This window comes from Mesobacillus selenatarsenatis SF-1 (assembly GCF_000813125.1).
Classification (GTDB): domain Bacteria; phylum Bacillota; class Bacilli; order Bacillales; family Cytobacillaceae; genus Mesobacillus; species Mesobacillus selenatarsenatis.
In genome coordinates this window covers 1-26,885 of the sequence record NZ_BASE01000100.1, presented here as the reverse complement: position 1 = coordinate 26,885, position 26,885 = coordinate 1, and the positions used below count along the sequence as shown (strand labels likewise).

Genomic DNA, 26,885 nt, shown 5'->3' with positions numbered 1-26,885 from the left:
TTCCCTTTTATGGGCCCCGTTTCCCTCCCTCTCTCCTCAACCGGGCACATTTTTCCCTTTTATGGGCCCCGTTTTCCTCCTCATTCCCTTTTCCTAAAAATATTAAAATCCCTCTTTTGTTATGCTTGTTTTATTGGTTACCAGTTTATGTGGATATGATTGGTGCCAATCAGTCATTGGTTACCTATTTTTACGCAATTTAGGTTTTACAGGCATCGATACGGTATTTAGAGACCGTTTTCTCATATTCTGGATTTTCCGTGCGTCATACTCTCTTTGCTGAATCGTCTTCTTAAAGGCACCATCACCTTGATCGTGAATTGGCTAATAAAAACCTTTTAGAATGGAGTGTATGGGATATGACATTTAATCCTTTTACAGGAGGCGGAGGAGAGTGGGTGGGACCTGGAGGGCTCGGACCGGGAGTTGGACCATCGGGCAGCCTTGGGGCGGGTCTTCTGGACAACCCTGGGGCGGGCAACCGGGACAATGGGGACAGCCGCATGGTCACACCTGGCCTGGTCCGCATCCTCAGCACCATGGACCATCCTTTGGGCCAACACCTTATGGTCCCTGGTCAGGTCCCCAGCCGGACCGGGGCCTCACGGGCAGTTCAATACCCACGGCTCGTATCAGCAATGCCTCAGCAATTGCTTTTCAACGTATAGTAGTAACGACCCAAGATATGAGCAATGTGTGTTTGATTGCACGAGAAAATTCGGCTTACGATAATTTTGCCCACAATACACATTAGAAAAAGAGCTCAATCAGTGGATCGAGCTCTCTTTACCGCATATTTCCCTCAATCGTATTCTCTCCCATGATTACTTTCCTCAAACTGTTCCTATGACATTCCAAGTTAAACTGCGTATTATCCAGGATTGATACCGGCATAGTCAGTTGTTCTAGTATCTTGTATTCAAGTTGCTGCCTGGCCTTAAGCACTTCAATCGTACCTTCTAATCCGCTCAGTTCTTTTTTAGCCCCGTAGCCTTGAGACGTATAATATTGAATGAATCCTTTGAACCAATCTTCCGGTCTTTCAGCTACTGCCTTGCGGAATGATATCTCGATGTCTTCCTGTTTTACATAGACAAGCAGCGGATCCAGTAATTTCACAGCACCTCCAATTTTTTGGACATATTCTATGCTCACTTCATCTGGTGCTCCGTATTTGACCATACCGACGGTAACTGGATTTTGAATGAAGCAGCACTCGAATACATAGACCTTATTTTCACTTTCTGCCTTCCTGGCAAACTCTGCCCAACTTTCCACAATGACTGCTATATTCTCTTTCAGTGGAAGTTCATATACATCTTTTTTAGAAATAGCTGCAAACAATTCGTCTGGAAAACCACTACCTAATTCACTTTTAATTTTCATATATGGGAGCATACGACGCCCCCCCTTTACGGTTACCCAATCCTGAAAAGTCTTGCTGAGACTGCCGCTCTCTATAAGAAGATTTTCAAAATCTTCTTCTGTAAAATAAGCAACACCCTCATAATCGGCTGGATGATCCAAGTTACCTTCCATATAAAGCCCTGCATTCAACCCCTTCTCTATAAGGATGTCATGGATCATTCTCGCGGTTGTCGATTTTCCTGAGCCTGGAAGGCCCTCAACTAAAATCAATTTCGACTTCATTTTATGCACTCCTACTATTCTCTTCCTCACGATAATTCTCCAGTCACGGGTATAAATCCTTTTTGCCACAAAAAAAGAGAGCCTAATCAGATCGATTAAGCTCTCTTCGGATATTATTTTTCCTTCTCTTCAAGATCCTTGATCAGTGTCTTCATTTCACTGATTTCTTTTCTTTGTGCCTTAATGATTTCATCTGCCAGTTTCCGCACACGAGGATCCTCAATCTCTGCACGCTCACTTGTCAGGATCGCGATAGAGTGGTGCGGGATCATCGCTTTCATCCATGATGTGTCATCAACGGTTGTCTGGCTTCGAACCAGGAATAACGAAACCGCGATCAATAAAGCACTTCCGGCATAAATACCTATATTGACTTTTTTATTTGTATACATTTTAAGCATAAAAGAGAGCATTACAATTGCCATCACACCGCCCATGATCAGAGCCATGTAAAGTCTTGTTTCACTGAAGAATACATGATCGATACTATACGTATTCAAATACATCAGACCAAACATGATGAGTGTGGATGTCAACACCATCAAACCGAATCTGCCGTAATTATTTTTCATCGTTTTCCCTCCTTAATAACAGGTTAAATGCTATTACTCTAACAATACCCTGCTGGCTAATAAATATTCGTCCAATTGCTGGTTTGAAATTATATAACAGGGGGTAAATTAACATTCGTTAACCATGGTATATTTTTACTAATTTTACTGATTTTTTAAGATATTCGTACTAATTAAATAATTTTTAATAGATTTACTTTTAGAGTTCGCGACTTCAAAAACCCTGATATATCAATGTTTTAAATGATTACTCCCTGATATTGTTTTTGACAATTCACACTTCTAAAAGTATTCTAGAATAGAAAATAGGGAGGGGTAATCATGTCAAAGCTTAATAGGCAGAAAATTGTGGATAGTGTTCCTCAAACAGGATTCTTCGGACATCCTAAGGGACTCTTCACACTTTTCTTCACAGAGTTCTGGGAACGTTTCTCTTACTATGGAATGAGAGCGATCCTTGTATTCTACATGTATTACGAAGTATCAAAGGGCGGCTTGGGGCTTGATGAAACATTAGCACTATCCATCATGTCTATCTATGGCTCGCTCGTTTATATGTCAGGGGTCATCGGCGGATGGCTGGCTGACCGAATCTTCGGTACTTCAAAAGCTGTATTCTACGGTGGAATCCTGATCATGTTAGGTCATATCGCGCTTGCGATTCCAGGCAGCGTGGCCATGTTCTTTGTTTCAATGATTCTGATTGTAATCGGTACAGGTCTATTGAAACCAAACGTTTCTACTGTCGTAGGTGAAATGTACAGTGAAAATGACACACGTCGTGACGCTGGTTTTACAATCTTCTACATGGGTATCAACGCAGGTGCATTCCTTGCGCCACTAATCGTTGGATCAGTATCTGAGGCTTATAACTTCCATTACGGCTTCGCAATTGCTGCAATTGGTATGTTCGTTGGACTGCTTGTTTTTATTTTTACAAAGAAAAAGAATCTCGGTCTTGCTGGTACAGCTGTTCCAAACCCGCTATCACCAGCTGAAAAGAAAAAAACATTCACAATCTTCGCTATTGCGGTTGTCGCAATCGGTATTTTAAGTGCTATTTTAATTCCTGCTGGACTTTTAACATTCGAAAGCTTTATTAACCTGGTAACAATCCTAGGTATCTTAATTCCGACTGCTTACTTTATCATCATGTACCGCAGCCCTAAAACAACGGAAGTTGAACGTTCACGCGTTCTTGCCTATATTCCTTTATTCCTGGCAGCGGTCATGTTCTGGGCAATTCAGGAGCAAGGTTCAACCATCCTTGCGAACTATGCGGACAAGCGTACACAATTAGAATTCGCTGGGATTTCGATCTCTCCAGCATGGTTCCAATCGCTGAACCCATTATTCATCATCATCTTTGCGCCGATTTTCGCAGGTTTCTGGGTGAAGCTAGGTGACCGACAGCCATCAATTCCTAAGAAATTCTCATTCTCATTGATGTTCGCTGGTCTTTCATTCCTTGTCATCCTGATTCCTGGATACTTCACAGGTTCAGATGCACTAGTTAGCCCCTTATGGCTTGTGCTTAGCTATCTGATTGTTGTATTCGGTGAATTGCTAATCTCACCTGTTGGTCTATCAGCAACTACTAAGCTTGCACCTGCTGCTTTCTCTGCACAAACAATGAGCCTTTGGTTCCTTGCAAGTGCTGCAGCACAGGCAATCAACGCCCAGATCGTTAAGTTCTACTCTGTGGAAACAGAAATGGCTTACTTCGGTACAATCGGTGGAGCTTCCATCGTGTTGGGTATTATCCTCTTCATCATGTCACCTAAGATCCAAGGCTTTATGAAGGGTATTAAATAATAGGTTGAACGCAAAAGGCGGCTTCTCCAAAAATGGAGGGCCGTCTTTTTTATAACGAGTGCAGACATGAAAAAAGCCGTCCACCGATAAAGATTTTTAAATGAAACATTTTTAGGGTATCTTTTATACAAGAAGCTTATGAGAGGGGAGTCGATTTTGACATATATTCTTTTGGCAGTAGGTTTTGCTTTACTTATTAAAGGGGCGGATTATTTCGTGGAGGGAGCTTCTACGATTGCCACGATGCTCCGGGTTCCGCCTTTATTGGTCGGTTTGACGATTGTAGCCTTTGGAACAAGCTCACCTGAGGCCACGGTAAGTATGATTGCGGCAATGGAAGGCAACAGTGATGTTTCTCTTGGGAATGTTGTTGGGAGCAATATTTTCAATATCACCTTGGTTGTCGGCATCACTGCTATGATCAATCCACTTGCAGTTGAAACGACGACAATTCGAAAGGAAATTCCATTTACTTTGCTGGCAAGTGTTGCGCTTGCGGTCGTAGCCAGTGATGTAGCGCTTCAAATGGCTGGTACCAATTTAATTGGCAGAAGCGAAGGACTCATCCTGCTTCTCTTCTTTATGATTTTTCTGTATTACATCATCGAGGTTGCCTTGAACAACCGTGAACCGGTATCGGATGTGCCTACAACTACAGGCAAAGGAACTTGGGGAAAGAATATCTTCATTACAATTGCCGGTCTGGCTGCGATTATTTTCGGCGGAGACCTGGTAGTTGACCATGCAACAACCATCGCCCTATCCCTGGGGATGAGCGAGACACTGGTTGGTTTGACGATTGTGGCTGTCGGAACCTCACTGCCTGAATTGATCACATCCATCACTGCGGCTCTGAAAAAGAAAAGCGAAATCGCACTCGGCAATATTGTCGGAAGCAATATCTTTAACATCCTTTTCGTTCTAGGCGCTTCAGCTACGATATCGCCACTCGCTGTAAATGATAAAATCTTCACTGATATTGCCATAATGATCATTTTAACGGCAGTACTCCTGATTTTTTCAAGGTCAAAATTCAAAATCTCTAAAGTAGAAGGGGCCATACTTGCAGCAGTTTACATTGTATACTTGGTATATATTATTTTGCGGAATTAAGGGATTTGAAAAGGGCCTGGCTGGATTAGCAGGCCTTTTTCCATGAATCTGATTGTCAGCTAACGCATGCTCGCAATTGTGTATGTAATCTTACAGACTCTCTATTTTAGATAAGTTTGAGTCTTTCCGATAGCGTATTAACGTCAGGTCTTTGTTGATCTCTTTAACTTCTCCGGTTCGTTTATACCCCATCTTTTCATACAAATAGCAGTTGCGCTCCTCGGTCAGAATGGTATCAAGTTCCCATGCATCCGCTTCTGGATACATGAGCTCCAACATTTTCATGACTTCCTGGGCAATGCCATTATTATGGTATTCTTCCAGGATGTTGATGATATGCAGTCTCATCAATCCAGGCGATTTTTCATATACATGGACGGTTCCTGCGAGTACACCTTCAAAGAGAATTTTAAAAAAATCTCCACGTTCGAACCTTGCGGAGAACCTCTCCATCGTCTGGGTTACCGGGCTTGTTTCATGATCATTGTATTTTTTATATAAAGGCATGAATACTTCTTTTTGCAGAGCTAAAAGTTCGTCAGCATCATCCACTGAAGCTTTTTTGAGAGCGATACTGGAATTGGCCATTTCAAATATTAAGTCAAAATAGTTAAACGGGATGAACTCACCTGTCTCTGCCATTTCCCTTATTTCCTCTTCATTTGCCCATTTTGCATCGGCGACTTCCTCTTCCTGAAGATGCAAATCCTCAAGTGCGACATTTTGCCTGACTAGCCAGATATCATCGAAGCCTTGCGAGAATTTTACAGTGAATAATCGTTCGCCTTTTTCAATATCGAGGTCGATCCCAAGCTCTTCTTTTGCCTCCCGGATGGCTGCTTGCTCACTGTTATCGCCCATAACCGCAGAACCCGCAGCAGAACAGTCCCACATGTCCGGAAAACCGATCTTCCACGGCTGCCTTTTCTGGATCAGAAACTGGCCATCATCATTGATAATCCAAACATGGACAACAAGATGGTAATCCCCCGCCTTCATTTCTTCTCCTCTTTTATGTATGCGGTCAGTCAAATGCCTGTATTGATCGTAAACATTCCATAATTCCATGGAAGTCACCTCCCTTATAAATTTGTTCTATTATTATACAGCCAAAATAGTGAATTTTGTGAATTTATACCAATTTTTCCGACAAAAAAAGAACCCAAGCAACGCAGCTTGGATTCTTTAGAAATTATTTAGGCATATAAATGGATGAACCAGGACCGATGTCGATACCTAACAGCATCCAGATGATCAACATTGCTACCCATGCGATTGTCAGAGCGATTGAGTACGGAAGCATGGTCGCGATCAGTGTACCGATACCAACCTTCTTGTCGTACTTTTGCGCAAACGCGATGACGATTGCGAAGTAAGGCATTAATGGTGAAATGATGTTCGTTGTTGAGTCAGCGATACGATAAACAAGCTGAGTGAACTCCGGTGTGTAACCGATTTGCATCATGATAGGTACGAATACCGGCGCCATGATTGCCCACTTAGCAGAAGCACTGCCGATGAACAGGTTGATGAATCCAGAAATGACGATGAACGCCAGGATTAACGGAATTCCTTTGAAGCCTGTGCTTTCTAGCAGTTCTGCACCGTTTACAGCCAGTACCAGTCCAAGGTTCGATTCCTTGAAGTAGGCAACGAATTGAGCGGCAACGAACGCAAGCACGATGTATGAACCCATCGTGGCCATAGTGTCAGATAGCTGATCAGCTACATCCTTGTCATCCTTGATTGATTTCGTAATTCGGCCATAGACAAAGCCTGGTACGAAGAAAAGGATCAGGATAATCGGGACTAGTGAGTGGAAGAATGGAGCATTGATGATGTTCTCTTCCCCGCCGCGAAGTGGTCCCCATTCAGGAATAACAAGCAATGCAATTCCGATTGATGTAATGATGATCGAAATCAAAGCACCCCAAAGACCTTTTTTCTCGACAGCAGATAAATATTCAACCTCTTCTTTTACATCGCCTTTGAATGTGCCAAGACGAGGTTCAACGATTTTATCTGTTACCAATGTTCCGACAATTGTAATCAAGAATACAGAAACAATCATGAAATAATAGTTCATCGCATAGTTGATGTTCTCAGCATAAGCCGGGTCAAAAATAGCCGCAGCATCCTTCGTCAGTCCGCCCAAAAGCGGGTCCAATGAAGTTAGAAGCAGGTTCGCACTGAATCCGCCGGATACACCAGCAAAGGCTGCAGCCAAACCAGCAAGCGGATGTCTTCCAAGACCTGCGAACAAAACCGCTCCAAGTGGTGTTAAGACAACATAACCAGCGTCAGCTGCCATGCTGGACATAACGCCTCCGAATACTAGGGCAGCAGTCAATAATTGCTTAGGAACGGAAGTAACTAGACCGCGCAATGCCGCACTGATCAATCCAGTACGTTCCGCAATTCCGATTCCCAGCATTGTTACAAGGACTGTTCCCAGCGGAGCAAATCCAGTGAAGTTGGTGACAGCACTTTCAAATAGATAGGCGATCCCTTCCTTGCTTAACAAGTTCTTAACTGTTAAAAATTCCCCTTCGTTCATAGGGTCTGCAACTTTTACACCCATCGCCGAGAACACGGCAGATAGCAAGACGACCATCACGGAGAAAATTGCAAACAGCGTGACCGGATGAGGCAATTTATTTCCCACACGCTCAATCACATCAAGTGAACGCAAAATAAAACCTTTTTTATTTGTCGTTTCCAAGAGAGGACCTCCTTTAAATTAATATAAAAATTCAGACAAATAATTGCATAAGACTTTTAACATTATAGATGGTGTCTACGGTAATATAAAGAGCAAATCCATAAGACGGAATAGTAAAATTGTTGGTAAGATTCAGAAGCTGTAGAGTAGCGAAATACTAGGGACTAGAAAGACATTGAACCATTTTAGTAGAGTAAAAGGTTAGAACAAAAAGCGCAAGCGCATCGTTCAGCCCCGACAAGCGCTGCCCGCCTAAAACGCCACATCGTGTGGCTGGCGGGTTTGCACGTCCTGTGCCTTAGAGGGCCTGCCAGTGAAGTCGTTCTTTGACTTCATTGGCAGGACCGAAATCGAAATGTATAGCCGACTGTCCAGAAACGCAGAAACTGGAGACTCCGACAAAGAACCGCTTTTTGCTTCTGCCGGCGGAGTTGAAGTTTCGGAGTTTCTAGGAGGCGACACTAGACAATTCGAAAAGCGGAGGCGACTGCCCAACTCCGACAAGCGTTGGAGGGCCTGACAGTGAAGTCGCTCTTTGACTTCATTGGCAGGACCGAAACGTCTCGAGGAGTTAGGAGCCGCAGCTAGACAGGCGTCTCGAGGGGCTAGGCGCTGGAGCTAGATTAAGACACCCACATGTAGTTATCCACACAAAAAATGATTTTATATTTTCCTATACAACAAAAAAAGAAGCATGTTCACCATGCTCCTTCAGCGTCTATTTCACTCTTTTCCGTCTCATCCATTGCGTTGCGGCCCATTTGTCACCGATGACAACTGGCGCTCCGCCATGCAAGGTCAAGTCGTTCAAGTCTTGATTGTCATAGAAATATTCAAAATAAACGGCACTGCCTTTTTGTGGGGACACCGAGAAATTGAGCTTAGGGAAATAAGTTTCTCCTCCCTGCTCGACATCATTCAGGTACATGACGAGTGTACTGATTCTCGGGTTGCTTACATTTGACGTGAAAAAGTCAAAGTGCGCTTTATACTCCTGGCCAATTTTATAATTTAAAATTTGCAGTCCTTCTCCATGCTCATCTGGAATGTTCATAATTTGCGAGATTCTCTTTTCAACCCGTGCAACAATCTCGTTTTCGGCATCTTCGATAAACGTACTGCTGCTTGTCCTGAGCTGATCAACTTCGCGGGTATTCCCGATTTTCGAGCGCTGCAACTTATCCTTTGACAGCTTCATAAGTTCATCGCACTCTTCATCACTTAGTACATTTCCCAAAATGACGATTAATGGTTCTTCCATTCTAGCGATAATATTAATTTCACGGTCCTCGGTTTTGATTTTGTTCCCGATATGATTAAAAATCGTAGGTTCTTTTACAGTTAAATCAACAGCATCCATTCTCAACTTTCATCAACCTCTTAATAATAAATTTTCCCAAAAATTAGATTGATATATAAACGAAAGCATCATTCATTCTTTATGTTCCCTTGTTTCCTCCTGTAATTCAAAATGGATGACAAAACCGAATCTCAAACTCTATTCAATTTTCAATTTATTTTACAACGTGGATGCGTGTTTTACTATCTTTTTTTATATCCAAATAAAAAAAGAGAGCAGATACTCTCTTTACTTTTCCAAGCGTATTATGAGGAAGTCGGCATCCGAAAAAGCCTTCCGCAAGATTTTCCTTGCTTCATTGTGTTCCCAGAACAACGCTGTACCAAGAGTGATCGAGCCACTCTCTAGTGCGTCGGAGACGTCTGATAGCTCCTGTTTAAGCTCAGGATCATCTACTGTTAAAATAAGCCTCTGAATCGAGTCCAAATATTGCTCAAGTAAATCCGATCCTGGCGGTTGCATCATCATTTCAAATCCCCATCCTTTTGCTGTGCCAATCGCTTAGCTTCTATCAGGAATTCCTCATTTGTTATTTCTTTCTCAAGAGCTTTCCTGACTAGTTCTGTATGCTTCTCTTCAACTTTAAATCCTGACAACTCCAATGAAGCTTTTGCATTCCTCATCGCCTTTTCTATCGAGTCAGCCATGTGACAGCCTCCCCTCCCTCGTCTCCCGCAAACCACTGTATGAACTGTGTAACCACCATAAATATAAAAGAAGCCAACAGCATACTGATCATTTGGCTGAAAACGTTCTTTACGAATTTTTCCCGATCCATTATATGCTCTCCTGTCTCATCCACGTTCAAAAACAAAGAGAATCCCAGCTTCATCAGGATTCTCTCTTTGACCTACATTTTCATATATCTATCATATAATCTACTGCCTACTTCGGCAATCAATTCTTTGAGCTCGACTTGATTGGCCCACTGTTCAGGTACAACTTCGAGACCATAGCTTGCACCGAGAATATTCCCACAAATCGCACCTGTTGAATCACTGTCTCCGTCATGATTAACAGCTAGGATCAGAGCCTTCTTGAAATCAGGTTCCTTCAAGGCACAGTACAGGGAAATCGCCAGTGCCTCCTCAGCTACCCAGCCCTGGCCAAGCTTTGATATCGCGATCTCCGGACTCTCTCCGCTACTGGCAAGTTGAATCGCATTCTCCAGCGCCTTCAATGTTTCATCATGCTGCGGATACTCTTTTAAAATCATCATTGCACTATTGGTACTCTCGGTAATGTTTTTACCATTGAGCAACTCAGCGATTATTACAGCAAGCGCTCCGGATGATAAATAACCCGACGGATGCCCGTGTGTAATCGCCGCGACCTCCGCAGCCACCTTGAATGCCTGTTCAGGATTTCTATGTAAAAATAAACCGACCGGCGCAACGCGCATGACACCGCCGCAGCCCTTGCTATCGTTAATCGGCCTCTCCATCGTACCCATTTTATTGCTCCCAAGCGCCGACAAGCACGTGTTTCCAGGAGCTCTTGCTGAGAATAGTTCCTTATGCGCTAAAATGCTTCCTTTATCCTCGTGAGGCTGAGGGTCAAGCAGCCAGTCGTAATGTTCATCAGGCAAACTCTTCGTCTGTGTATACAGCCAGCGAAGATAAGATTGATAGATTCCGCTTCCCGCATAGCTGCCAATCCCTCGCTCTCTCATCCTATCAAAAGCCCAAATCAAACCATCTGCCGTGAACAGCGTCATCTGGGTATCATCTGAAATAAGCGCTTTTCCGGAATAAGGATTCAATTCCAAGTCCGTGATTCCGTCTTCACCAAACTTCGCTTTGATTTCATCAAGCTTCATAAACTCAACCGTATACCCAAGTGCATCACCAATCGCCCCGCCAAGCAGGGACGCCATGAAAAGATCTTTTTTTGACATAGGGACTCCTTTGGCATTTAATTTATTGTTACTATTCTCCAAAACACTAATCAACTCCTGCCCATTTGTCATACAACCTCATAACTAACCATTTAAAACATTTTGATGACAGGCACTGAACATCTTAAACCCTCTGCCTCATCCAGAGTTTCGTCAAATCCTCATAACCAAAATATGTGAATACTTCATTCTTATTTTATTGGCGGAGTGTTTCAGAAGAGGAATTGGAATTACTGTAAAAAAAAGAGGAAAATCCCCGGTTTGAAGGTTATTTTCCTCTTTACTTTATTTCAAGTCTGAAGAATCATCATAGTCGTAGCGGAAGCCATCTGTTTGATTAGAAGTGCGTTCATTCTTTTTGTTTTTCACGTTCTGCTCACTTTGATTCTTGTCTTGCTGTTTTTTATTAGACTTCAACAAATTTTGCCTCCTTTTTGCTCCCTATTATCCCAAGTCACTTCTCCTTATATTCATAAGACTGAATATAGTGGAAAGACTAGGAGTACAAATCCTTTCATCCGAGGCTAATCATGGAGCGCAACTACGCAATCGACTTTATCAAATTTTTTGCCATCCTGGCAGTCGTCATCATTCATACATTCCCCAGCAATGACAAGCTGGGCTATTTCGTTCTTGATAACCTTTCAAGGTTTGCAGTTCCATTTTTCTTTGCCGCTTCTGGTTATTTGTTCAGTCTTAAAGTAAACAGTAATCCCGATTCCTTCTCTTACTTCAAAAAATATGCAACAAAAATCCTTAAAATATATGTTAGCTGGCTCATTTTCTATGTTGTTTATGATGTATTAAGAATTATAGTGGCCCATGAAAACAGAAAAGCTGAACTAGCAAAGTATATAGATAATATGACTGCTCTTAATCTTTTTTATTACGGTCAGGGAACAAGCGGTTATCAGCTATGGTTCGTTATTTCGCTTGTATGGAGCATAGCAATTTTATATCTCTTTTACAGGTTGAAAAAAGTGAGGCTGCTTTTGATGATCTCTTTTTGCTTAAACCTATTAGGTCTATTTGGACAGTCATATTCCATATTTGAAGAGCTGCCAGTGAGCACAACCCGGGCCGCTCTCTATATCAGCCTGTTCTATACAGTACTGGGATTCTGGCTTGCTACTATTCAATCCTGGCAAAGATTTAGCGGAAAGATATATTTTTACTTGTTTTGTTTTTTTGCCCTCCTCCAGGTTTCAGAAGGTTATTGGCTGAAGAGTTTAGATTCCAAACATGGAGAATACTTTTTTACGACGATCTTTCTTACCTTATTTCTATTCCTATACGCACTAAGCAATCCCCATCTCGGAAAGGGATTGTTGATCACTAAAATAGGAGGTAACTCTCTCGGAATATATGCCATTCATGTATTCTTTATTGATATGATTGATATTTTGTTTGAAACAATCGGTCTGGAGCCAGGCACCCACTACTTGCTGATGAACTTAGTGGATGCGCTTCTTGTTTTTGTTTTGTCGTATACCTCATATAAGCTTATAAAGTCTGCAAAGTATAAGTTAGTAAACAGAGCCTAATTCCATCACGAATCAGGCTCTGCTTTATGTAATAATAATCCCCCCTGGGAAACCTGAAGTCCTTATTTTTCCTCACCCAAGTCCCTCTCTAGCCTCTCCAAAATCCGCCTCTTCTGATATAACATCGTCGCGGTTTCGGCAAGGTCGCTCACCATCGACCGGTTGGCGAAGGCACCGAACACAATTCCTGCCACTGGGACCATCTGAAGCAGTTTTTTCCAGCCAAATGATTCTGTGTAGGTCAGCGTCACTTCACGCCAACCTTGCAGCTGCGAGATGACTCCCCTTGATTTACTTTCATTGTTAAAATCGCTCAATTCATTCAATATGGCCTGTTTTCCTACAACATCCGCTGAAGAAAACTGCAGGCACTTAATGATGAATACACGTTCCTTTTTATCTCTTGGATCGTACCCATGGATAATCGCAATATCCTGGATTGTTTTTAGCGAGAGAGCCAGCACAGCAGGAATATCAATTGCCAGCGTAAAAATCCCGCCGATTCCTGTACTTGCGCCCTGGATTGTTGCCGCCTTCTTTCGCTGCTCTCCAAGTGCACGTGATGCCTGCTTCATTTCTTCAACAGGAACGAGCTCCATGTCTGTAAGCTGGCTGACTCTCCTGCCAGTCTTCTTCTCGAAAAATTGAAACACCGATTTTTCGCTTGTTAAATATTGACCTCCTGTTTGAATGTAGCTTCCCAGCTCATCAAGCAGGATTCCAACCTTCTCTTGAATGAACTTTGGCGTGAACCGGTCAAGCATCTTGAATGGCAGACGGGTCAGGCGCTCCCAAAACCAAAGCCCCTTCTGGTCCTTCTCCCATTTTTCAATTTCCTTCAGTTCATTCAATAAGTAGTCCCGTGAATCCATCTGCTTCATCCACCTGTCAGTTTTGATACTATATTAACGGTTAACATCATAGGAAGGTTTCATTTTAGTTCAATGTTATAGAATTCTTTTGCCAGTCCCTTGAAGCGTTCCGAGTCTATATCCTCTTTCTTAACACCATCTTCCGTCCACTGTGTAAAACTAGTTTCCGTTAATACCATGCTTCCGGTTGCCGTCACTCTTGTCAGCAATGGCTTCTTATTAAATGGAGACTGCGGATGTTCCGTTATGATTTTCTTCATTTCAGATAAATCACTGACATTCCCAACCGGCTCCCTTGAATCGAAGGCGTATCCCATTCTCCAATCAGAATCCTTATATTTCAACTTCATCTCTAAAATATAATCTCCAAACTCACTATCATGTTGTTTAACACGGAAATCCCCATTAGGAGAACTAATCTCTGTCCCATCCATTGGAACTGGCCTTAACGGCAGATTCCCTCCAAAGCCTGTATCCACCAGAAATCTTTCACCCTCTGCCTTCAATAAAATCGCAGCATGCGTCCTGCCCGTTGGACTAAAGCCGTTGAAATCCGGGACATACACTGACCCGCGAACCAACTGGACATCAAGCCCATTCTCTTTTAAAAATAAATAGAGGATGCCGTTCAAGTCATAGCATAGACCGCCTTCGTTTTTAAGGAGGATCTTATCAATCAGTCTTTCTTCATTCAAATCACTGAGGTCTCCTGACAGGGTGCACAGATTCTCAAAAGGAAGCGTTGCAGCCGTCATCTCTAGCAGGACGCCCAGGCTGGCAACCGTGATTTTCTCAATCTCGAAGAAACCGATTCTTTTTCGAAATAAATGATTCAATTCCATTAAAATACATCCTCCCGAACATACAGTGAATTTAGTCCCAATCTTGCTCTTCTTTTGGTATAATCAATAATATTCATAATAGTAAGTTAATTATAATATTATTCTCTATATAAACAACCAGCATGATCATTATACCGTTATCCATTTACTATATTTTATTTAAGGTGGGATTGCCAGATGAGTGTAATGTCAAAGAATGCGGTCGAGAAGGAATTCTCGAACTTTTTAAGCTACTATATCAAAGAGAATTTGGGAAGAGGCCCTCGTGAGACTAAAATCAAAATTACCGATAATGTACTTGTTTTTTTTATGAAAGGGATCCTGACTCCTATGGAACGCAATATCCTAAAGTCGAGTAATGGGCTGCCTGTTGCCTTGGAAGCCCGGCGTCTATATATTAAAGGAGCCGGCCAGGAAAGAATCACGGCCTTTGAAAAAATCGTCGGCAAGAAAATCATTGAACACTATGAAGCCTGGAAACTAGAAGAAGATGCTGCCGTCGGGGTACTTGTTTTTGAAGAAAACATCACTTAAATGTTAGAAAAGTATTGATTTTAACGAAAGAGTCATATATATTGTTAATTAACTAAAAATTCTAAATTATAAATAAACTAAGCTGTAGTGAAGAACTACGGTCGTTTATTTCTAAACAATGGGTGGGTCTTGAAGAACAGTCAAGAGCAAACCAAAGTTTATCTTTTATCCCGTCGTTTGGCGTGGATTCTGGGTAAATTTTGGTTTGCTCTTTTTTCTTTGAGGCTTGTTCATACCATTCTTTAAGGAGGTGACCTTGTCTGCTCATTTTTTTAAGGAGGAGAGAATAATGGATGTAAACTTTGAATTGCAACCTGAGAAAACAGCGCTGCTCATCATCGATATGCAAAATAGTTATTGTCATAAGGCTGGCAGTATTGGCCGTGCAGGCTACGATGTCGAAGCTATGAATGCAACCATCCCAAAGGTAAAACAATTGCTGATGGCTTGCCGCTCGACAGGTATTCTCGATATTTGGACCATTCAGAATCATTATCCCGATGACCTGACGCGTAAGACCCACCGGCTTACTCCCCACACACATCGCTGGTCGGCAGGACCTCCTGCTTTAAAAGGAACCTGGGATGCGGAAGTAGTCGATGAGTTGAAAGCGTTTACAGACGAACCAGCTGAAATGGTGACCAAGCACCGCTTCAGCGCCTTTTACGATACAAGGCTTGACACTTTGCTGCGTATGAAAGGCATTGATACCCTTCTTGTTTGCGGTGTTGCGACCACACATTGTGTAGAAACGACCATCCGCGATGCCTACCAGCGGGATTATGATGTTCTCGTAGCAAAGGAAGCTGTCGGCGGGTTAACAAAGGAAAGTCATGATGCAAGCTTAAAGCTAGTGAATGAAACCTTTGGCGCTGTCATTTCTGTCGAGCAAATGCTGAAATTATTCAATGGCCAATCCCAGAAACTGAGCATGGATATAGTAACAAAAAACGCAAGCGCCTCGTTCAGCCCCGACAAGCGCTGGAGGGCCGACCAGTGAAGTCGTCCTTTGACTTCATTGGGCGGATCGAAGCGACTAGAGGGGCTAGGCGATGGAGCTGGATTAAGAAAACCCGTATTTATCCGCATTAAAATTATTTTATAATTTCCTGGTAAGTAAGAAAAATGAACATCTAAGTTTCAAACTTCTTAATATACCAATTTTTACGGGGGGAAGAACATGAAATCAATAAAGAAGAAGCTGGCTGGATTCTATGTACTGATTGCTTTAACTTTAATTCTTGGAGGCTGCGGTTCTTCTGCAGGGAGCGGTGCTGCAGAAGAAGCTCTGACCATTGACATCTCTATTTTCCATACTGAGAATGATCCATTTAATGATATTTTCAAAGAATGGTCCGAAGCCATTGAAGAAGAGACAGATGGAAGGGTCAAATTCAAACCTTACTATTCTGCCTCGTTGGTCTCCTTATTCGAGACTCTCGATGCTGTTCGTGATGGCTCAGTAGAAGCAGGCATCCTCTCTGCCGGAGCAATATCCGGGCAAATATCCGAAATGGGCCTTTTAGAAACCATCGGCACTTTCAGTTCTGAAGATCAGTATAAGAATATCTATAAAGATGTCACTCCTGAACTAGAATCCCTCTTCTCCGATCATAAAGTCGAAATCCTGATGTGGGCTCCGGGTGCGACTGAAACACTGGTCCTGCACAAAGAAGACTTCATCACAGATTTAGGGCAATACAAAAACCTCAGCATGAGAACAGCTGGAAGATGGCAAGGCGAACAGGCTAAATTACTCGGTGCCATGCCGATCACGATGGACCCAAGTGAACTTTACCTTGCACTGCAAAATGGAACCGTTCAATCTACCTTCCAGACAGTCGGCTTAACCAACTCTCAAAACTTACATGAAGTAACTCCAAAAATGACAGCATTAGGACTTTCCATCAATACCATCCAATACGTTGTGAATCCGGATGTTTGGAGCAAAATCTCTGAGAAAGATCAAAAGACCATCAAGAAAATTTCTGGCGAGGTTGGGCAATCTTCCTACAGCATGTTAAAAAAGCGTGAAGAAGAAGCCTTAAAGAGTATGGCTGAAAAGGGTGCTGAATTTTACCATCTGACGGATCCTGAACGCGAGGAATTGCTCAAGGTGATACAGCCAGTGAATGAACAAATTTCCAAGGAATCAGCAAAAGCCAAAGCCATTCTCGAAGTCATCGACAAACATGAATAAATCGTTGGGAGGTCTTGTTTCATGCCTCAGGAACCCGCATTTTTAGCCAAAACAGAAAAAGCAATCACGAAGATTAACCATGTATTTACGTTTGCAGCCGGAATGTTTATTTTAGCGATGGTCCTGATCATTACCTATGATGTGATTATGCGCAACTTCTTTGATTCACCATCATTATGGGCGCTGGATCTCGCTCGGTTCTCGCTTGTCTATATCTTCTTCCTGGCACTTGCTCCCGCTTTACAAAGCGGGCAGCATGTGTCGACAGACATTTTTTTAGCCAAATTCTCTTTAAGAACACAGTGGTACTTAAAGTTGGTCGCGTTGATGATCACCGCCATCTATGGTGTGATCTTGTTCTGGCAAGTGACGGAAACAACGCTGAAGGTATTTGAAGATAATCGCATCTTCCCTGTCGCCATTGAGCTTCCGATGAAATATGTGTATATGGTCGCCCCGGTAGGAGCATTGCAATTCATTGTCACCGCTATGTTCTGTCTGGCCGTCGTTTTTTTCCGCGAAGCACCGCTAAGACAGGTCCAGAAGGAAGCCATTCCCCCAAAACGTGTCATCAACCAGTGATCTTGCTAGTTTGAATAGGAGTGAATCTTAATGGAATCATTTTTGCTGTTTTTCGCCTTCATCGCCGCACTGATGCTATTCTTGACAACTGGCATATCCGTAGCTGTAGCGATGGGAATGATTGGAGTATTGGGTACGATTTTATTCATCTCCCCTAACGCCCTTGCGCAGTTATCGAGCATTACTTTTTCCAACTCGACGAGCTTCGTCCTGATGGTCGTGCCGATGTTCGTTTTGATGACGGAGGTTATTTCCTCCTCTCCGATTGGCGCACAGGTATTCCGAACGACCCAACTATGGCTGGGACGTTTCCCTGGTGCACTTGGAATGGGAACCGTCCTGACCAGTACAGGATTTGCCGCCATATGTGGGTCAAGCCCTGTTACCGCAGCAGCCATCGGTAAAATCGCTGTACCGGAGATGATCAAGCAAGGGTATTCCCAGCGACTCGCGATTGGTGCAACGGCAGCCGGGGGCACGCTAGGCATCCTAATTCCTCCTAGTGTGGCCTTGATTCTTTATGGAGTCATTACCGAAACCTCGATCGGGAAACTTTTTATTGCCGGATTTTTGCCCGGGGCCATGATTGCAGTCCTCCTATGCCTCACTTTCTTGATCATCGCTCTGGTAAAACCGGAAATGGTTCCCGTCACAAAAATTAAGGTCAAGTGGAGTGAACGGTTTATTTCACTTAAGTCAGTGCTCCCCATCATAATCCTTGTCATTTTCGTCATGGGTTCGATTTATACCGGTTTTACAACACCCACAGAATCAGCCGCAATTGGAGCCTCAACCGCACTTGTCATTGTGGGGGCAATGGGGTATTTAGGCAGAAAGAATATCCTCCAGATTCTAAGCAACACAGTAAAAACAACGGGAATGTTTCTCTTTTTAGTCATTGGCGGAGTATTCAGCGCTTTTGTTTTAAACCGTCTCGGAATTCCGCAAAGCATGGCTTCTTCTCTTTTAGGACTAGATATTCCTGGATGGGTGATTATTCTACTTATTAATCTCCTGTTACTCGTACTTGGGATGTTTTTAGATCCGATGAGTATCCTGGTCATTGTTATTCCGCTGTTCTTCCCTACTGTCACAGCACTGGGCTATGATCCAGTCTGGTTTGGGATCATGGTTACCATCAATATCGAGATTGCCGCGATATCACCGCCGGTAGGATTTAACTTATTCGTTTTAAAATCTGTTGTCCCGGACGTTAGTTTAGGGGAAATCATCAAAGGTGCGTTGATTTTCATTATCCCCCTATTAATCGGGTTGATTCTCATCATACTTTTCCCTGAAATTTCCCTATATTTGCCAAATCGAATGTAGTGTAGAGGAGGAATTGCCGTGATTACTAATATTCGGGTTGAAAAGGACCAGACCTTTAAAGTATTAGAAGGTAAAAATATGCAGGCAGATGTTTACTTGCCTGTCAAAGAAATTTCTGAAGCCTTCCCTGCTTTAATCCTAATCCATGGCGGTGCATGGCAAGCTGGCTCAAAAGAAATGTATCAGGATTGGGGACCCTTCCTTGCCGAGAATGGTTATGCAACAATGTCTATAGATTATCGCTTGTCCTCCAAAAACAATCCCACTTGGCCTGGAGTGTTGGACGATGTTCGCGATGCCTATGAGTGGCTTGTCAGAAAAGCTAATGAATATAATATCGATGCAGACAGAATTGGAGTAATCGGAGATTCTTGCGGAGCCCAGCTAGCGTTTATGCTAGCTTTGGATAAACCTAAAATCAAATCAATAGTTAGTGTATATGGTGTATACGATGTTGCCGCGTGGTGGAAATATACCAAGATGACGAGGGACGATGATCCCGTTGGAAACCTCTTTGGAAAAAGCCCCACAGAAGAGCCAGATTTATATGAAGCTGCTTCCCCAGCTTCCCAACTATCCAAACTCCAGTCGCTCAAGGATTTAAACTGCCTGATGATCTGGGGTGAACAAGACACCATCGTACCAGCAAAACAATCCAGAGACTTCTTCACCCAATTAACCGGTACTGGAATACCTGTAGAAAAACTAGTCATACCTGATAAGGGACATTTCTGGTTCACTATATTCCCGGGAATTCCAGGTGGAAGATTAGTAGATAAACCAAATACAGAAGTATCTACTAGAGTAGTAGAATATCTAGGGAGGACATTATAATTGTTCTGAACCTGCTGTAAGTTACTTCTACTAAGAATAGATTCAGGGTCACTCATTCTGTTATGAGTGACCTTTTTACGTTATACAACTCTTCTTTATACTTCCCTGCCATAATGAGTTTCGCCCGTTTTTAAGAACTCATTACCAAGCTTTTAGGAATCAATTACTATCAATCCTCCATCAGACTTCTTCCTGCCATTTTTTTCGTATCGTCTTTTAGTTTACTAACATCAGCATCAAGGGTATCATTATTATCACAACAAGTACGCCTAAGGAGAATCGGATGCTAGATTACAGATTGTATAAGGGCCGCGGCTCGGAGTATATTGTTCTGCTGCACGGAATTGGCGGGAACTCGAATATTTTTTACAAGCAGCTAAAACCATTCCTGAAAAAATATAATATAGTCGCGATTAACATGCCTGGCCATGGGAAATCACCTGACATAGATTCCTATAAGAGCAGGTTTTCTTTTGATTTGATTATCAGTGAGATTCTCAAGATAATGGACCACCTCTCGATCCGCAAGGCCCATTTTGTCGGCGTTTCGCTGGGAACGATCATCGTCCATCATCTGCTGCAGACGGAACCCGGACGAGTGAGGTCAGCAGTCCTTGGAGGGGCGATCACCAGATTAAATCTTTTTGGAAAATCACTGATCAAACTCGCCTGGTTAATAAGGAACTTCATTCCATTCATGTGGCTGTACCGCATACTTGCCTGGATTCTGATGCCTCGTGGAAACCATAAAGGCTCAAGAAGATTTTTCATCCAGGAAGCCTATAAGATGAAACGAAAAAATTTCCTCGCGTGGTATCCTCTTGCCGGAGATGTCGAAACTACCTATAGCAATGTGCAGGAAAAAAGCGCAGATGTCCCAAAGCTTTATATCTCTGGTGCTGAGGACCATATGTTTGTCAGGGAAGTAGCAGAAGACCTTCGCGGGGATGGAAGCTCCGAACTGGTGATTCTAGAGCATTGCGGCCATGTCTGCAATATTGAAAAAGCAGAAGAATTCAACGAGCTGTCACTCGAATTCATGGATAAGCATGAAATCAAACAAGCCAATATTAGTTAGACAGAAAAGCGTAAGTGCCTTGCTCAGCCCCGACAAGCTCTGGAGGGCCGACCGGTGAAGTCGCACTTTGACTTCATTGGACGGACCGAAATCGAAAAGTGTAGCCGACTGTCCAGAAACGCAGAAACTGGAGACTCCGACAAAGAAGCGCTCTTTGCTTCTGTCGGCGGAGTTGAAGTTTCGGAGTTTCTAGGAGGCGACACTAGACAAATTCGAAAAGCGGAGGCGACTGCCCAACTCCTACAAGCGCTGGAGGGCCTGACAGTGAAGTCGATCTTTGACTTCATTGGCAGGACGAAGCGTCTCGAGGAGTTAGGAGCCGTAGCTAGACATGCGACTCGAGGGGCTAGGCGCTGGAGCTAGACACTAATCTAAGTGCAAAAAGTCTATACTTTTAAAAAGTTAAAAATAGGGAATGAGCTAAGCAGCTCATTCCCTTAGTTTGTTGACGAATTAATAATAAAACGGATATCTAGGCGGCGGGCAGCACGGGTAAACTGGCGGGTATGGAGGATAGAAAGGTCGCGGATAAAATAACGCTCCGCCCAATAATCCACCAGCCAAACCACCTAAAAACGGCAATCCAAAGCCCCAGCCGATAAACCTCTGATCCTGCGAACGATAAGGATGTCTGTATGCATGCATACGGCTTACCTCCCTCTTCTCTTTTTGTATTCACTAACTTTATATGCGTTTATCACGGCTTTGGCTTGGGCGAATGCACCTGTATAAGGGATGAAGGCTGTTGGAGACTGCTTTGGTAAGTGCTCCAATACACCTTATTGGTGATCTCTTTTTCCAAAAGCTTGATTTTCTGGTCGCCAATACGCCATAAAAAAAGCATAAGAACTCTTCGTCCTCATGCTTCTCCCTAATTTAAATTTTAAACTTCGCGACCATCTCTCTCAGGTTCTCCGCCAGACTTGCTAGTGAAGCTGATGATGAGGACACCTCTTCCATTGATGCCAGCTGTTCCTCCGTTGCGGATGCGATTTCTGCAGTGCTTGCTACTGAATCGCGGGCGATTTTGGTCACCTCTTCGATTGAGGCATTTACCTGCTGGACACTTGCCGACATTTCCTCAGATATCGCGGATACCTCCTGGATTTCCTCGCTGACATTTTCGATCGATTTTAGAATCTCTTCAAAGGTACGACCTGTCTCCTCAACTAATGACGACCCTTCAGATATCTCAACCGTTCCTTTATTCATCATTTCTACAACCTGATGAGTTTCTTTTTGAATAACCTCGATCAAGCCTGAAATCTGGCTCGCAGATTGTCTCGATAACTCAGCCAGCTTCCTGACTTCATCAGCGACAACCGCAAATCCTTTGCCATGCTCCCCGGCTCTTGCCGCTTCGATGGCCGCGTTCAGCGCCAGCAAATTCGTCTGGTCAGCAATGCCAGTGATGACTTCGATGATTTTGCCGATTTCCGCTGATTTCCGATCCAGGTCTTTGATAACCCCATTAGTTTCGCTGGTCGTATCATTGATTGACTTCATTTTTTCAATTACTTTTTCCAGAGATTCCTGGCCGACCTGTGCTTGTTTTGCCGTTTCAGCCGCAGACTCAGCAACGGTAGAAGTCGTTTCAGCGACCCGCTGGATACCGCCTGACATCTCGCCTACCACCTTCGCACTTTCTTCTGTATTTTTGCTCTGGACCTCGGCACCGCCAGCAACCTCCTGGATAGCTGTTGCTACCTGGTTTGTAGCAGAGTTGGTCTGTTCCGCACTTGCCATCATTTCTTCAGCCGATGCCGCAACCTGCTCCGATGTATTGCTTACCTTGAAAATAAGTTCCCTTAAATTGGTCGTCATCTCGTTAAAAGCCGCGGCCAACTCGCCGATTTCATCTTTATTCTTCACATTCAATTTTTCAACAGCCAGATTTCCTTGCGCCACTTGCTTTGCTGCCTGTGATACCAGTTGAACCGGCTTGGAAATCATTCGGCTTATTTGCAGCGCAATGACGATTCCCATCACAAAAGCCGCTGCACTGAGCACAATGATGAGCAAGGCTACTTTCTTTACATCACCAGATAACGTTTCACCCGTTGATTCCAAAGCATCTTGCTGGTACTCAATCGCGTCCTCAGCCGCAGAATTCAGGCTGAAGATAAGCGGGTTTCCTTTTTCCTGCATCAATAACCTGACCTTGACCATTTGTTCATCTCTTATTAAAAGAAAAGCTTCTGAAGCCACCTCATAATATTGAGCCTCAACTGCAACAAGGTTTTCTCCTACCTTTTTCCCCTCAGCTGATTCTTCTGAGCTTAAATATTTCTCAGAGCTTTTTTTAAAATCTTCTACTGCACCCTCAAATTCGATCAGGCTTTCACCATCACCATTGGCCATATACTTTTGAAGTGCCAATTGCTCCCTCATGATGGCATCCTTCATCTCAACGATCAGATTCAGCTTTTCCATCCGGTCATCAATGGATGTAGAATACTGGCTGTTCATCTTGTTAAACTGAAAGTTCGTGATGATTGCCACGAGTGCCAGCAAAGTTAAAACCGAGAAAAAGCCGGTCAATAGTTTTGCACGAACACTAAATTTCATCTGTGGTTTTGCGAATCTTTTCTGTGGTTTTGCGAATTTCTTCTTGAATTTCATTTTCCGCTCTCCTGTCCAGCAATAGATTAAATTACCACTCTTACCTTCTATTTCGGTTTAAATTCAGAAAATTTTAGGACTTTAGCCATAAAAATAAAAAGGACGGTTCTTTCTTCCGAATGGAAGTTAAGAACCGTCTCCATATTACTAAGTGAGCTTGCGATATTTGATTTCTCCGCCAATAATCGTCATTTTAATTTCCATCGATAAAAGTTCATCTGCATCTGTCATTTCAAATGGATTTTTGGAATAAACGGTCAGATCTGCTAATTTTCCTCGTGCAATTGTGCCTTTCACCGTTTCTTCGTTTGTTGGATAAGCTCCTAGTTCGGTGAAGAGTCGGAAAGCATCGACAATCGACAGCTTCTGCTCCGGCACGTAGCCAGCGTGAGTTTCACCCGGCTTTTTCCTTGTTACTGCCGCATGGATTCCCAAAATCGGATCGACTGGTTCAACCGGAGAATCAGAGCCTCCGGCACATATGACTCCTGCTTCCATCAAGGTTTTCCATGCGTAAGAAAGCTTGATTCGTTCTGCGCCTAGACGCTCCTGTACCCAGGGGAAATCACTCGCGATAAAGCGCGGTTGGATATCAGCGATTCTGCTCGGGGCTTTCAGGCGGGGAATCAGTTCTTCCCGTAAAACCTGGGCATGAATCAGGCGGTCTCGATAAGACACTGCCGGGAACTGGTCCAGCACGTCGAGAACATTTTCCAGAGCCTGGTCGCCAATCGTGTGGACGGCAATCGGCATATCCAGTTCCCGTGCACCTTTCACGATTTCGTATAAATGCTCCTGATCATACATCGCATCGCCGAAATGACCTGGCGCATCGCTATATGGTTCTGACAACAGCGCTGTTCTCCGCCCAAATGCTCCATCGGCAAAAATTTTCACCGCACCGATTTGCAGCGTATCGTTCCCGTAGCCAGTGTACATTCCCGCTTCTTTTAGGTTTGGTAAAAACTCATGGTTAATCAATAGATTGCTTCGCAAGCCGAGCTGCTCTCCATTTAAAAGCTCATTGAATAGATCCCATGTTTTTTCAAGCCCGCCGAGATAGAGCGGATCATTCGTGTGCACACTCGTCAGCCCTTTGCTCATCGCAAAATGCATCGTCTGGCGCATCGCTTTTTTCCAGTCGTCGTAAGATCGCTCAGGAATGTACTGCCTGACCAGATTCGCCGCTGACTCTAAAAATAAACCGGTCGGCTGCTTCGTGATATCATCGATGACGATTGTGCCGCCCTCCGGAACTGAGATTGATGGATGATAGCCGCTCACTTCCAGCGCCTTGCTGTTGACTAACGTCGCGTGCAGGCACGTCCTCGTTAAAAATATCGGATTGGCTGGAGCCACATAATCCAGCTCCGCAATCGTCGGGATTCCTCCGTCGGTAAAAAGATTCTCATCCCAGCTGCTGCCGACAATCCATTCACCAGGCTCAAGCTGGCTGACTTTTGCCTGGATTTTTGCCAGCATTTCATGTTTGGTCGTGATTTCGACAAAATCAAGGTTGATGAAACTATCCGCCATGATCGATAGGTGAAGATGGCTGTCGATGAGGCCAGGCGATGCTGTTTCCCCTTCCAAATCTATGATTTGCGCCTGGCCCCCCCATTGCAGCACCATATCCGCTGAAGTTCCCATATCGATAAAACGGCCATTTTCGATGACCACTGCTTGTACAATTGGATTGCGTGAATTGAATGTATAGATGGTTCCATTTTTGTAGATGGTTCTCACGAAGATTCTCCCCTTTGGATAGATAAAAATTGTGAATGCATGGGGAGTGCGTTTGTTTGGAGTTGATAGAAGGGGATAGCAGGTAAGCTCTGGCATGTAAAAAAGCAATGACAGAAAATAACCTATCATTGCTTTTTACAATATACGTTATCCGCCATTTCGATCAGTAGTTCTCCATGCACAAACCCCGCATGACAGTCTGCTCCTTGTTCAGAAAGCATCCCAGCAATAACCAGTTTGACCCTGATTACACTTCGGCAAACAACCCTTTCAGCCACCATCAACGATTGTCTATCTCCGATGGACTACTCTTGTTATTCGCTCCTCTACCTCACCGATCTGATAAGATCATATGAAATTAGCTTAATAGTATCAGATTTATCATAATTCGTAAAATGTTCACTGATTTTCAGCGATTACTTTTTTAAAATGAAAGAAGAAAGGAAGTGGAATATGATATTAAAAGAAAGAACCAAACCAGAAGAATTAGTAATATTGGAAGCATTGAAGCCCCGGATGGAGCTGGAAGAGAGAGATTTGACGAATCTATTCACACTGGAGAAAGGCTATGAAGGAGAAGTGCAATTCGATCATTGGTTTACGAACTATAGAGCCGAATGCCTCATTATCAACGACCTGCTCCTTGAAGTGAATGGCACCCTTTTTCAGATTGATTCCTTCGTGATTACACAGGACAGACTCCACCTTTTTGAAGTAAAAAATCTAGAAGGTGACTATTATCTGGATGGAGACAAATTTAAAACAGTCGCAGGGAACGAAATCAAAAATCCCCTCCATCAACTAAATCGAGCAGAAACACTATTAAAACAACTGCTGAAGAACTTGGGCTTCTACATCCCTCTCGAAACTCACCTCGTCTTCATCAACCCTGAATTCGCCCTTCTGCAAGCACCATTGAAATCACCCATTATCTTGCCAAACCAACTCAACCGCTTTATGGATAAAATGAACAGAACTTCATCAAAATTAACGAGCAAGCATACCAAGCTGGCGGAAGCCCTATTGTCATTGCATATTAAGAAATCACCATATTCAAGAACACCAAGCTATGATTTTGGTATGTTGAGAAAAGGGGTTATTTGTGGAGACTGCGGGGAGTTTTTGGAGAGTTTCGGACAAAAGAGGGTTGTATGCGGTCATTGCGACACAAAGGAATCGATTGATTCACTTGTTTTACAGTCGTTAGAAAGTTTCCAATTACTTTTTCCTGATCAAAAAATAGCAACAACACCCATTTATGATTGGACCAATGGTGATCTGCCAAAGAAATCTATTAGAAGGGTTTTAAAAAACAAACTTTTCATCAGCTGCGATAGTAAATCTACTTATTACGAGTAATAAATTCAGCACATAGATTAGCCAAGAAAGGGTTTTTCTTCACTTGGCTAATCTATGTTCCCTGTTTTTCTCTTGCTTCCCATAACCGGGCACTTTTTTCTTCTTTATGTTCCCCGTTTTCTCTTTGCTCCCCTTAACCGGGCACTTTTTCTTTTTTATGTTACCCGTTTTCTCTTTGCTTCCCTTAACCGGGCACTTTTTTCTTCTTAATGTT

General features: G+C 43.3%; 29 protein-coding genes and 1 riboswitch. Of the genes, 14 read left to right on the top strand and 15 right to left on the bottom strand.

The window, feature by feature from the left end:
- The first annotated feature begins 359 nt into the window (after positions 1–359).
- Positions 360–668, top strand: a complete 309-nt coding sequence (locus tag TY49_RS19385) for a hypothetical protein (RefSeq protein ID WP_041967552.1) — start codon at positions 360–362, stop codon at positions 666–668.
- Positions 669–786: 118 nt separating this feature from the next.
- Here the strand turns inward: TY49_RS19385 and TY49_RS19380 are convergent, their stop codons facing one another.
- Entirely contained in the window at positions 787–1,650 is an 864-nt protein-coding gene (locus tag TY49_RS19380; RefSeq protein WP_041967551.1) for a P-loop NTPase family protein, read from the bottom strand.
- 113 nt (positions 1,651–1,763) lie between these two features.
- Complete coding sequence (locus TY49_RS19375; RefSeq protein ID WP_041967550.1) at positions 1,764–2,222, bottom strand: DUF305 domain-containing protein; 459 nt, start codon at positions 2,220–2,222, stop codon at positions 1,764–1,766.
- 321 nt (positions 2,223–2,543) lie between these two features.
- Here TY49_RS19375 and TY49_RS19370 point away from each other — a divergent pair, with 321 nt between their 5' ends.
- The gene (locus TY49_RS19370; protein WP_041967549.1) at positions 2,544–4,037 is read left to right on the top strand and encodes a peptide MFS transporter; all 1,494 of its coding nucleotides are present in this window, start codon (positions 2,544–2,546) and stop codon (positions 4,035–4,037) included.
- A 156-nt stretch (positions 4,038–4,193) separates the two neighbouring features.
- Positions 4,194–5,150 carry a calcium/sodium antiporter gene (locus TY49_RS19365; protein ID WP_041967548.1) on the top strand — a complete coding sequence of 319 codons (957 nt, stop codon included), beginning with the start codon at positions 4,194–4,196 and terminating at the stop codon, positions 5,148–5,150.
- 90 nt (positions 5,151–5,240) lie between these two features.
- On the opposite strand, the gene TY49_RS24800 is transcribed toward TY49_RS19365, so the two are convergent.
- Together TY49_RS24800 and TY49_RS19355 are read right to left on the bottom strand one after the other, a co-directional pair.
- Positions 5,241–6,218, bottom strand: a complete 978-nt coding sequence (locus TY49_RS24800; protein WP_052442239.1) for a bifunctional NUDIX hydrolase family protein/GNAT family N-acetyltransferase — start codon at positions 6,216–6,218, stop codon at positions 5,241–5,243.
- 124 nt (positions 6,219–6,342) lie between these two features.
- Positions 6,343–7,872, bottom strand: a complete 1,530-nt coding sequence (locus TY49_RS19355) for an AbgT family transporter (protein ID WP_041967547.1) — start codon at positions 7,870–7,872, stop codon at positions 6,343–6,345.
- Positions 7,873–8,185: 313 nt separating this feature from the next.
- On the opposite strand from TY49_RS19355, the gene TY49_RS19350 reads away from it, so the two are divergent.
- Positions 8,186–8,392, top strand: coding sequence for a hypothetical protein (locus TY49_RS19350; RefSeq protein WP_041967546.1), 207 nt, complete (start codon positions 8,186–8,188; stop codon positions 8,390–8,392).
- A gap of 198 nt (positions 8,393–8,590) precedes the next feature.
- Here the strand turns inward: TY49_RS19350 and TY49_RS19345 are convergent, their stop codons facing one another.
- The 6 genes from TY49_RS19345 to TY49_RS25480 all read right to left on the bottom strand — a co-directional run bounded on the left by TY49_RS19345 (position 8,591) and on the right by TY49_RS25480 (position 11,546).
- Positions 8,591–9,232, bottom strand: a complete 642-nt coding sequence (locus TY49_RS19345) for a 2OG-Fe(II) oxygenase (protein ID WP_041967556.1) — start codon at positions 9,230–9,232, stop codon at positions 8,591–8,593.
- A 228-nt stretch (positions 9,233–9,460) separates the two neighbouring features.
- Positions 9,461–9,700, bottom strand: a complete 240-nt coding sequence (locus tag TY49_RS19340; protein ID WP_041967545.1) for a hypothetical protein — start codon at positions 9,698–9,700, stop codon at positions 9,461–9,463.
- Positions 9,697–9,879, bottom strand: a complete 183-nt coding sequence (locus TY49_RS19335; protein ID WP_041967544.1) for a hypothetical protein — start codon at positions 9,877–9,879, stop codon at positions 9,697–9,699. Before TY49_RS19335 ends, TY49_RS19340 begins: the two co-directional genes overlap by 4 nt.
- Complete coding sequence (locus TY49_RS19330; RefSeq protein WP_156972736.1) at positions 9,864–10,010, bottom strand: hypothetical protein; 147 nt, start codon at positions 10,008–10,010, stop codon at positions 9,864–9,866. The genes TY49_RS19335 and TY49_RS19330 overlap by 16 nt, the downstream gene beginning before the upstream one ends.
- Before the next feature lie 72 nt (positions 10,011–10,082).
- Entirely contained in the window at positions 10,083–11,129 is a 1,047-nt protein-coding gene (locus TY49_RS19325; RefSeq protein WP_041967542.1) for an ADP-ribosylglycohydrolase family protein, read from the bottom strand.
- A gap of 285 nt (positions 11,130–11,414) precedes the next feature.
- Positions 11,415–11,546 carry a hypothetical protein gene (locus TY49_RS25480; RefSeq protein ID WP_269745774.1) on the bottom strand — a complete coding sequence of 44 codons (132 nt, stop codon included), beginning with the start codon at positions 11,544–11,546 and terminating at the stop codon, positions 11,415–11,417.
- Between the two features lie 113 nt (positions 11,547–11,659).
- Here TY49_RS25480 and TY49_RS19320 point away from each other — a divergent pair, with 113 nt between their 5' ends.
- On the top strand, positions 11,660–12,673 hold the full coding sequence (locus TY49_RS19320; RefSeq protein ID WP_041967541.1) for an acyltransferase: 1,014 nt from the start codon (positions 11,660–11,662) through the stop codon (positions 12,671–12,673).
- A 62-nt stretch (positions 12,674–12,735) separates the two neighbouring features.
- Here TY49_RS19320 and TY49_RS19315 read toward each other — a convergent pair whose 3' ends face one another.
- Both TY49_RS19315 and TY49_RS19310 read right to left on the bottom strand, forming a co-directional pair.
- On the bottom strand, positions 12,736–13,545 hold the full coding sequence (locus TY49_RS19315; RefSeq protein ID WP_041967540.1) for an EcsC family protein: 810 nt from the start codon (positions 13,543–13,545) through the stop codon (positions 12,736–12,738).
- Positions 13,546–13,604: 59 nt separating this feature from the next.
- Entirely contained in the window at positions 13,605–14,387 is a 783-nt protein-coding gene (locus tag TY49_RS19310; RefSeq protein WP_041967539.1) for an arylamine N-acetyltransferase family protein, read from the bottom strand.
- Between the two features lie 177 nt (positions 14,388–14,564).
- Here TY49_RS19310 and TY49_RS19305 point away from each other — a divergent pair, with 177 nt between their 5' ends.
- From TY49_RS19305 to TY49_RS19270, 8 genes are all read left to right on the top strand, one after another.
- Positions 14,565–14,921, top strand: coding sequence for a Na-translocating system protein MpsC family protein (locus tag TY49_RS19305; protein WP_041967538.1), 357 nt, complete (start codon positions 14,565–14,567; stop codon positions 14,919–14,921).
- Positions 14,922–15,210: 289 nt separating this feature from the next.
- The gene (locus TY49_RS19300) at positions 15,211–15,921 is read left to right on the top strand and encodes a cysteine hydrolase family protein (protein ID WP_052442238.1); all 711 of its coding nucleotides are present in this window, start codon (positions 15,211–15,213) and stop codon (positions 15,919–15,921) included.
- Positions 15,922–16,101: 180 nt separating this feature from the next.
- On the top strand, positions 16,102–17,121 hold the full coding sequence (locus TY49_RS19295; RefSeq protein ID WP_041967537.1) for a TRAP transporter substrate-binding protein: 1,020 nt from the start codon (positions 16,102–16,104) through the stop codon (positions 17,119–17,121).
- 21 nt (positions 17,122–17,142) lie between these two features.
- On the top strand, positions 17,143–17,703 hold the full coding sequence (locus TY49_RS19290) for a TRAP transporter small permease (protein WP_041967536.1): 561 nt from the start codon (positions 17,143–17,145) through the stop codon (positions 17,701–17,703).
- Positions 17,704–17,733: 30 nt separating this feature from the next.
- Positions 17,734–19,032 (top strand): TRAP transporter large permease, encoded by a 1,299-nt coding sequence (locus tag TY49_RS19285; RefSeq protein ID WP_041967535.1) that lies wholly within the window; start codon positions 17,734–17,736, stop codon positions 19,030–19,032.
- A gap of 18 nt (positions 19,033–19,050) precedes the next feature.
- Complete coding sequence (locus TY49_RS19280; protein ID WP_052442237.1) at positions 19,051–19,866, top strand: alpha/beta hydrolase; 816 nt, start codon at positions 19,051–19,053, stop codon at positions 19,864–19,866.
- 283 nt (positions 19,867–20,149) lie between these two features.
- Positions 20,150–20,944: an alpha/beta fold hydrolase gene (locus tag TY49_RS19275; protein ID WP_041967534.1), complete on the top strand. Its 795-nt coding sequence runs from the start codon at positions 20,150–20,152 to the stop codon at positions 20,942–20,944.
- A 54-nt stretch (positions 20,945–20,998) separates the two neighbouring features.
- The gene (locus tag TY49_RS19270; protein ID WP_041967533.1) at positions 20,999–21,307 is read left to right on the top strand and encodes a hypothetical protein; all 309 of its coding nucleotides are present in this window, start codon (positions 20,999–21,001) and stop codon (positions 21,305–21,307) included.
- Positions 21,308–21,397: 90 nt separating this feature from the next.
- On the opposite strand, the gene ymaG is transcribed toward TY49_RS19270, so the two are convergent.
- From ymaG to TY49_RS19260, 3 genes are all read right to left on the bottom strand, one after another.
- Positions 21,398–21,589: an inner spore coat protein YmaG gene (gene ymaG / locus TY49_RS24355; RefSeq protein ID WP_084135546.1), complete on the bottom strand. Its 192-nt coding sequence runs from the start codon at positions 21,587–21,589 to the stop codon at positions 21,398–21,400.
- A 231-nt stretch (positions 21,590–21,820) separates the two neighbouring features.
- Entirely contained in the window at positions 21,821–23,566 is a 1,746-nt protein-coding gene (locus tag TY49_RS19265; RefSeq protein WP_232310490.1) for a methyl-accepting chemotaxis protein, read from the bottom strand.
- 147 nt (positions 23,567–23,713) lie between these two features.
- Positions 23,714–25,312: an amidohydrolase gene (locus TY49_RS19260; RefSeq protein WP_041967532.1), complete on the bottom strand. Its 1,599-nt coding sequence runs from the start codon at positions 25,310–25,312 to the stop codon at positions 23,714–23,716.
- A 159-nt stretch (positions 25,313–25,471) separates the two neighbouring features.
- Positions 25,472–25,649, bottom strand: a riboswitch (Lysine riboswitch).
- 116 nt (positions 25,650–25,765) lie between these two features.
- Between TY49_RS19260 and TY49_RS19255 the strand changes: the two genes are divergently transcribed.
- Positions 25,766–26,671 carry a nuclease-related domain-containing protein gene (locus TY49_RS19255; protein WP_041967531.1) on the top strand — a complete coding sequence of 302 codons (906 nt, stop codon included), beginning with the start codon at positions 25,766–25,768 and terminating at the stop codon, positions 26,669–26,671.
- Positions 26,672–26,885: the final 214 nt, after the last annotated feature.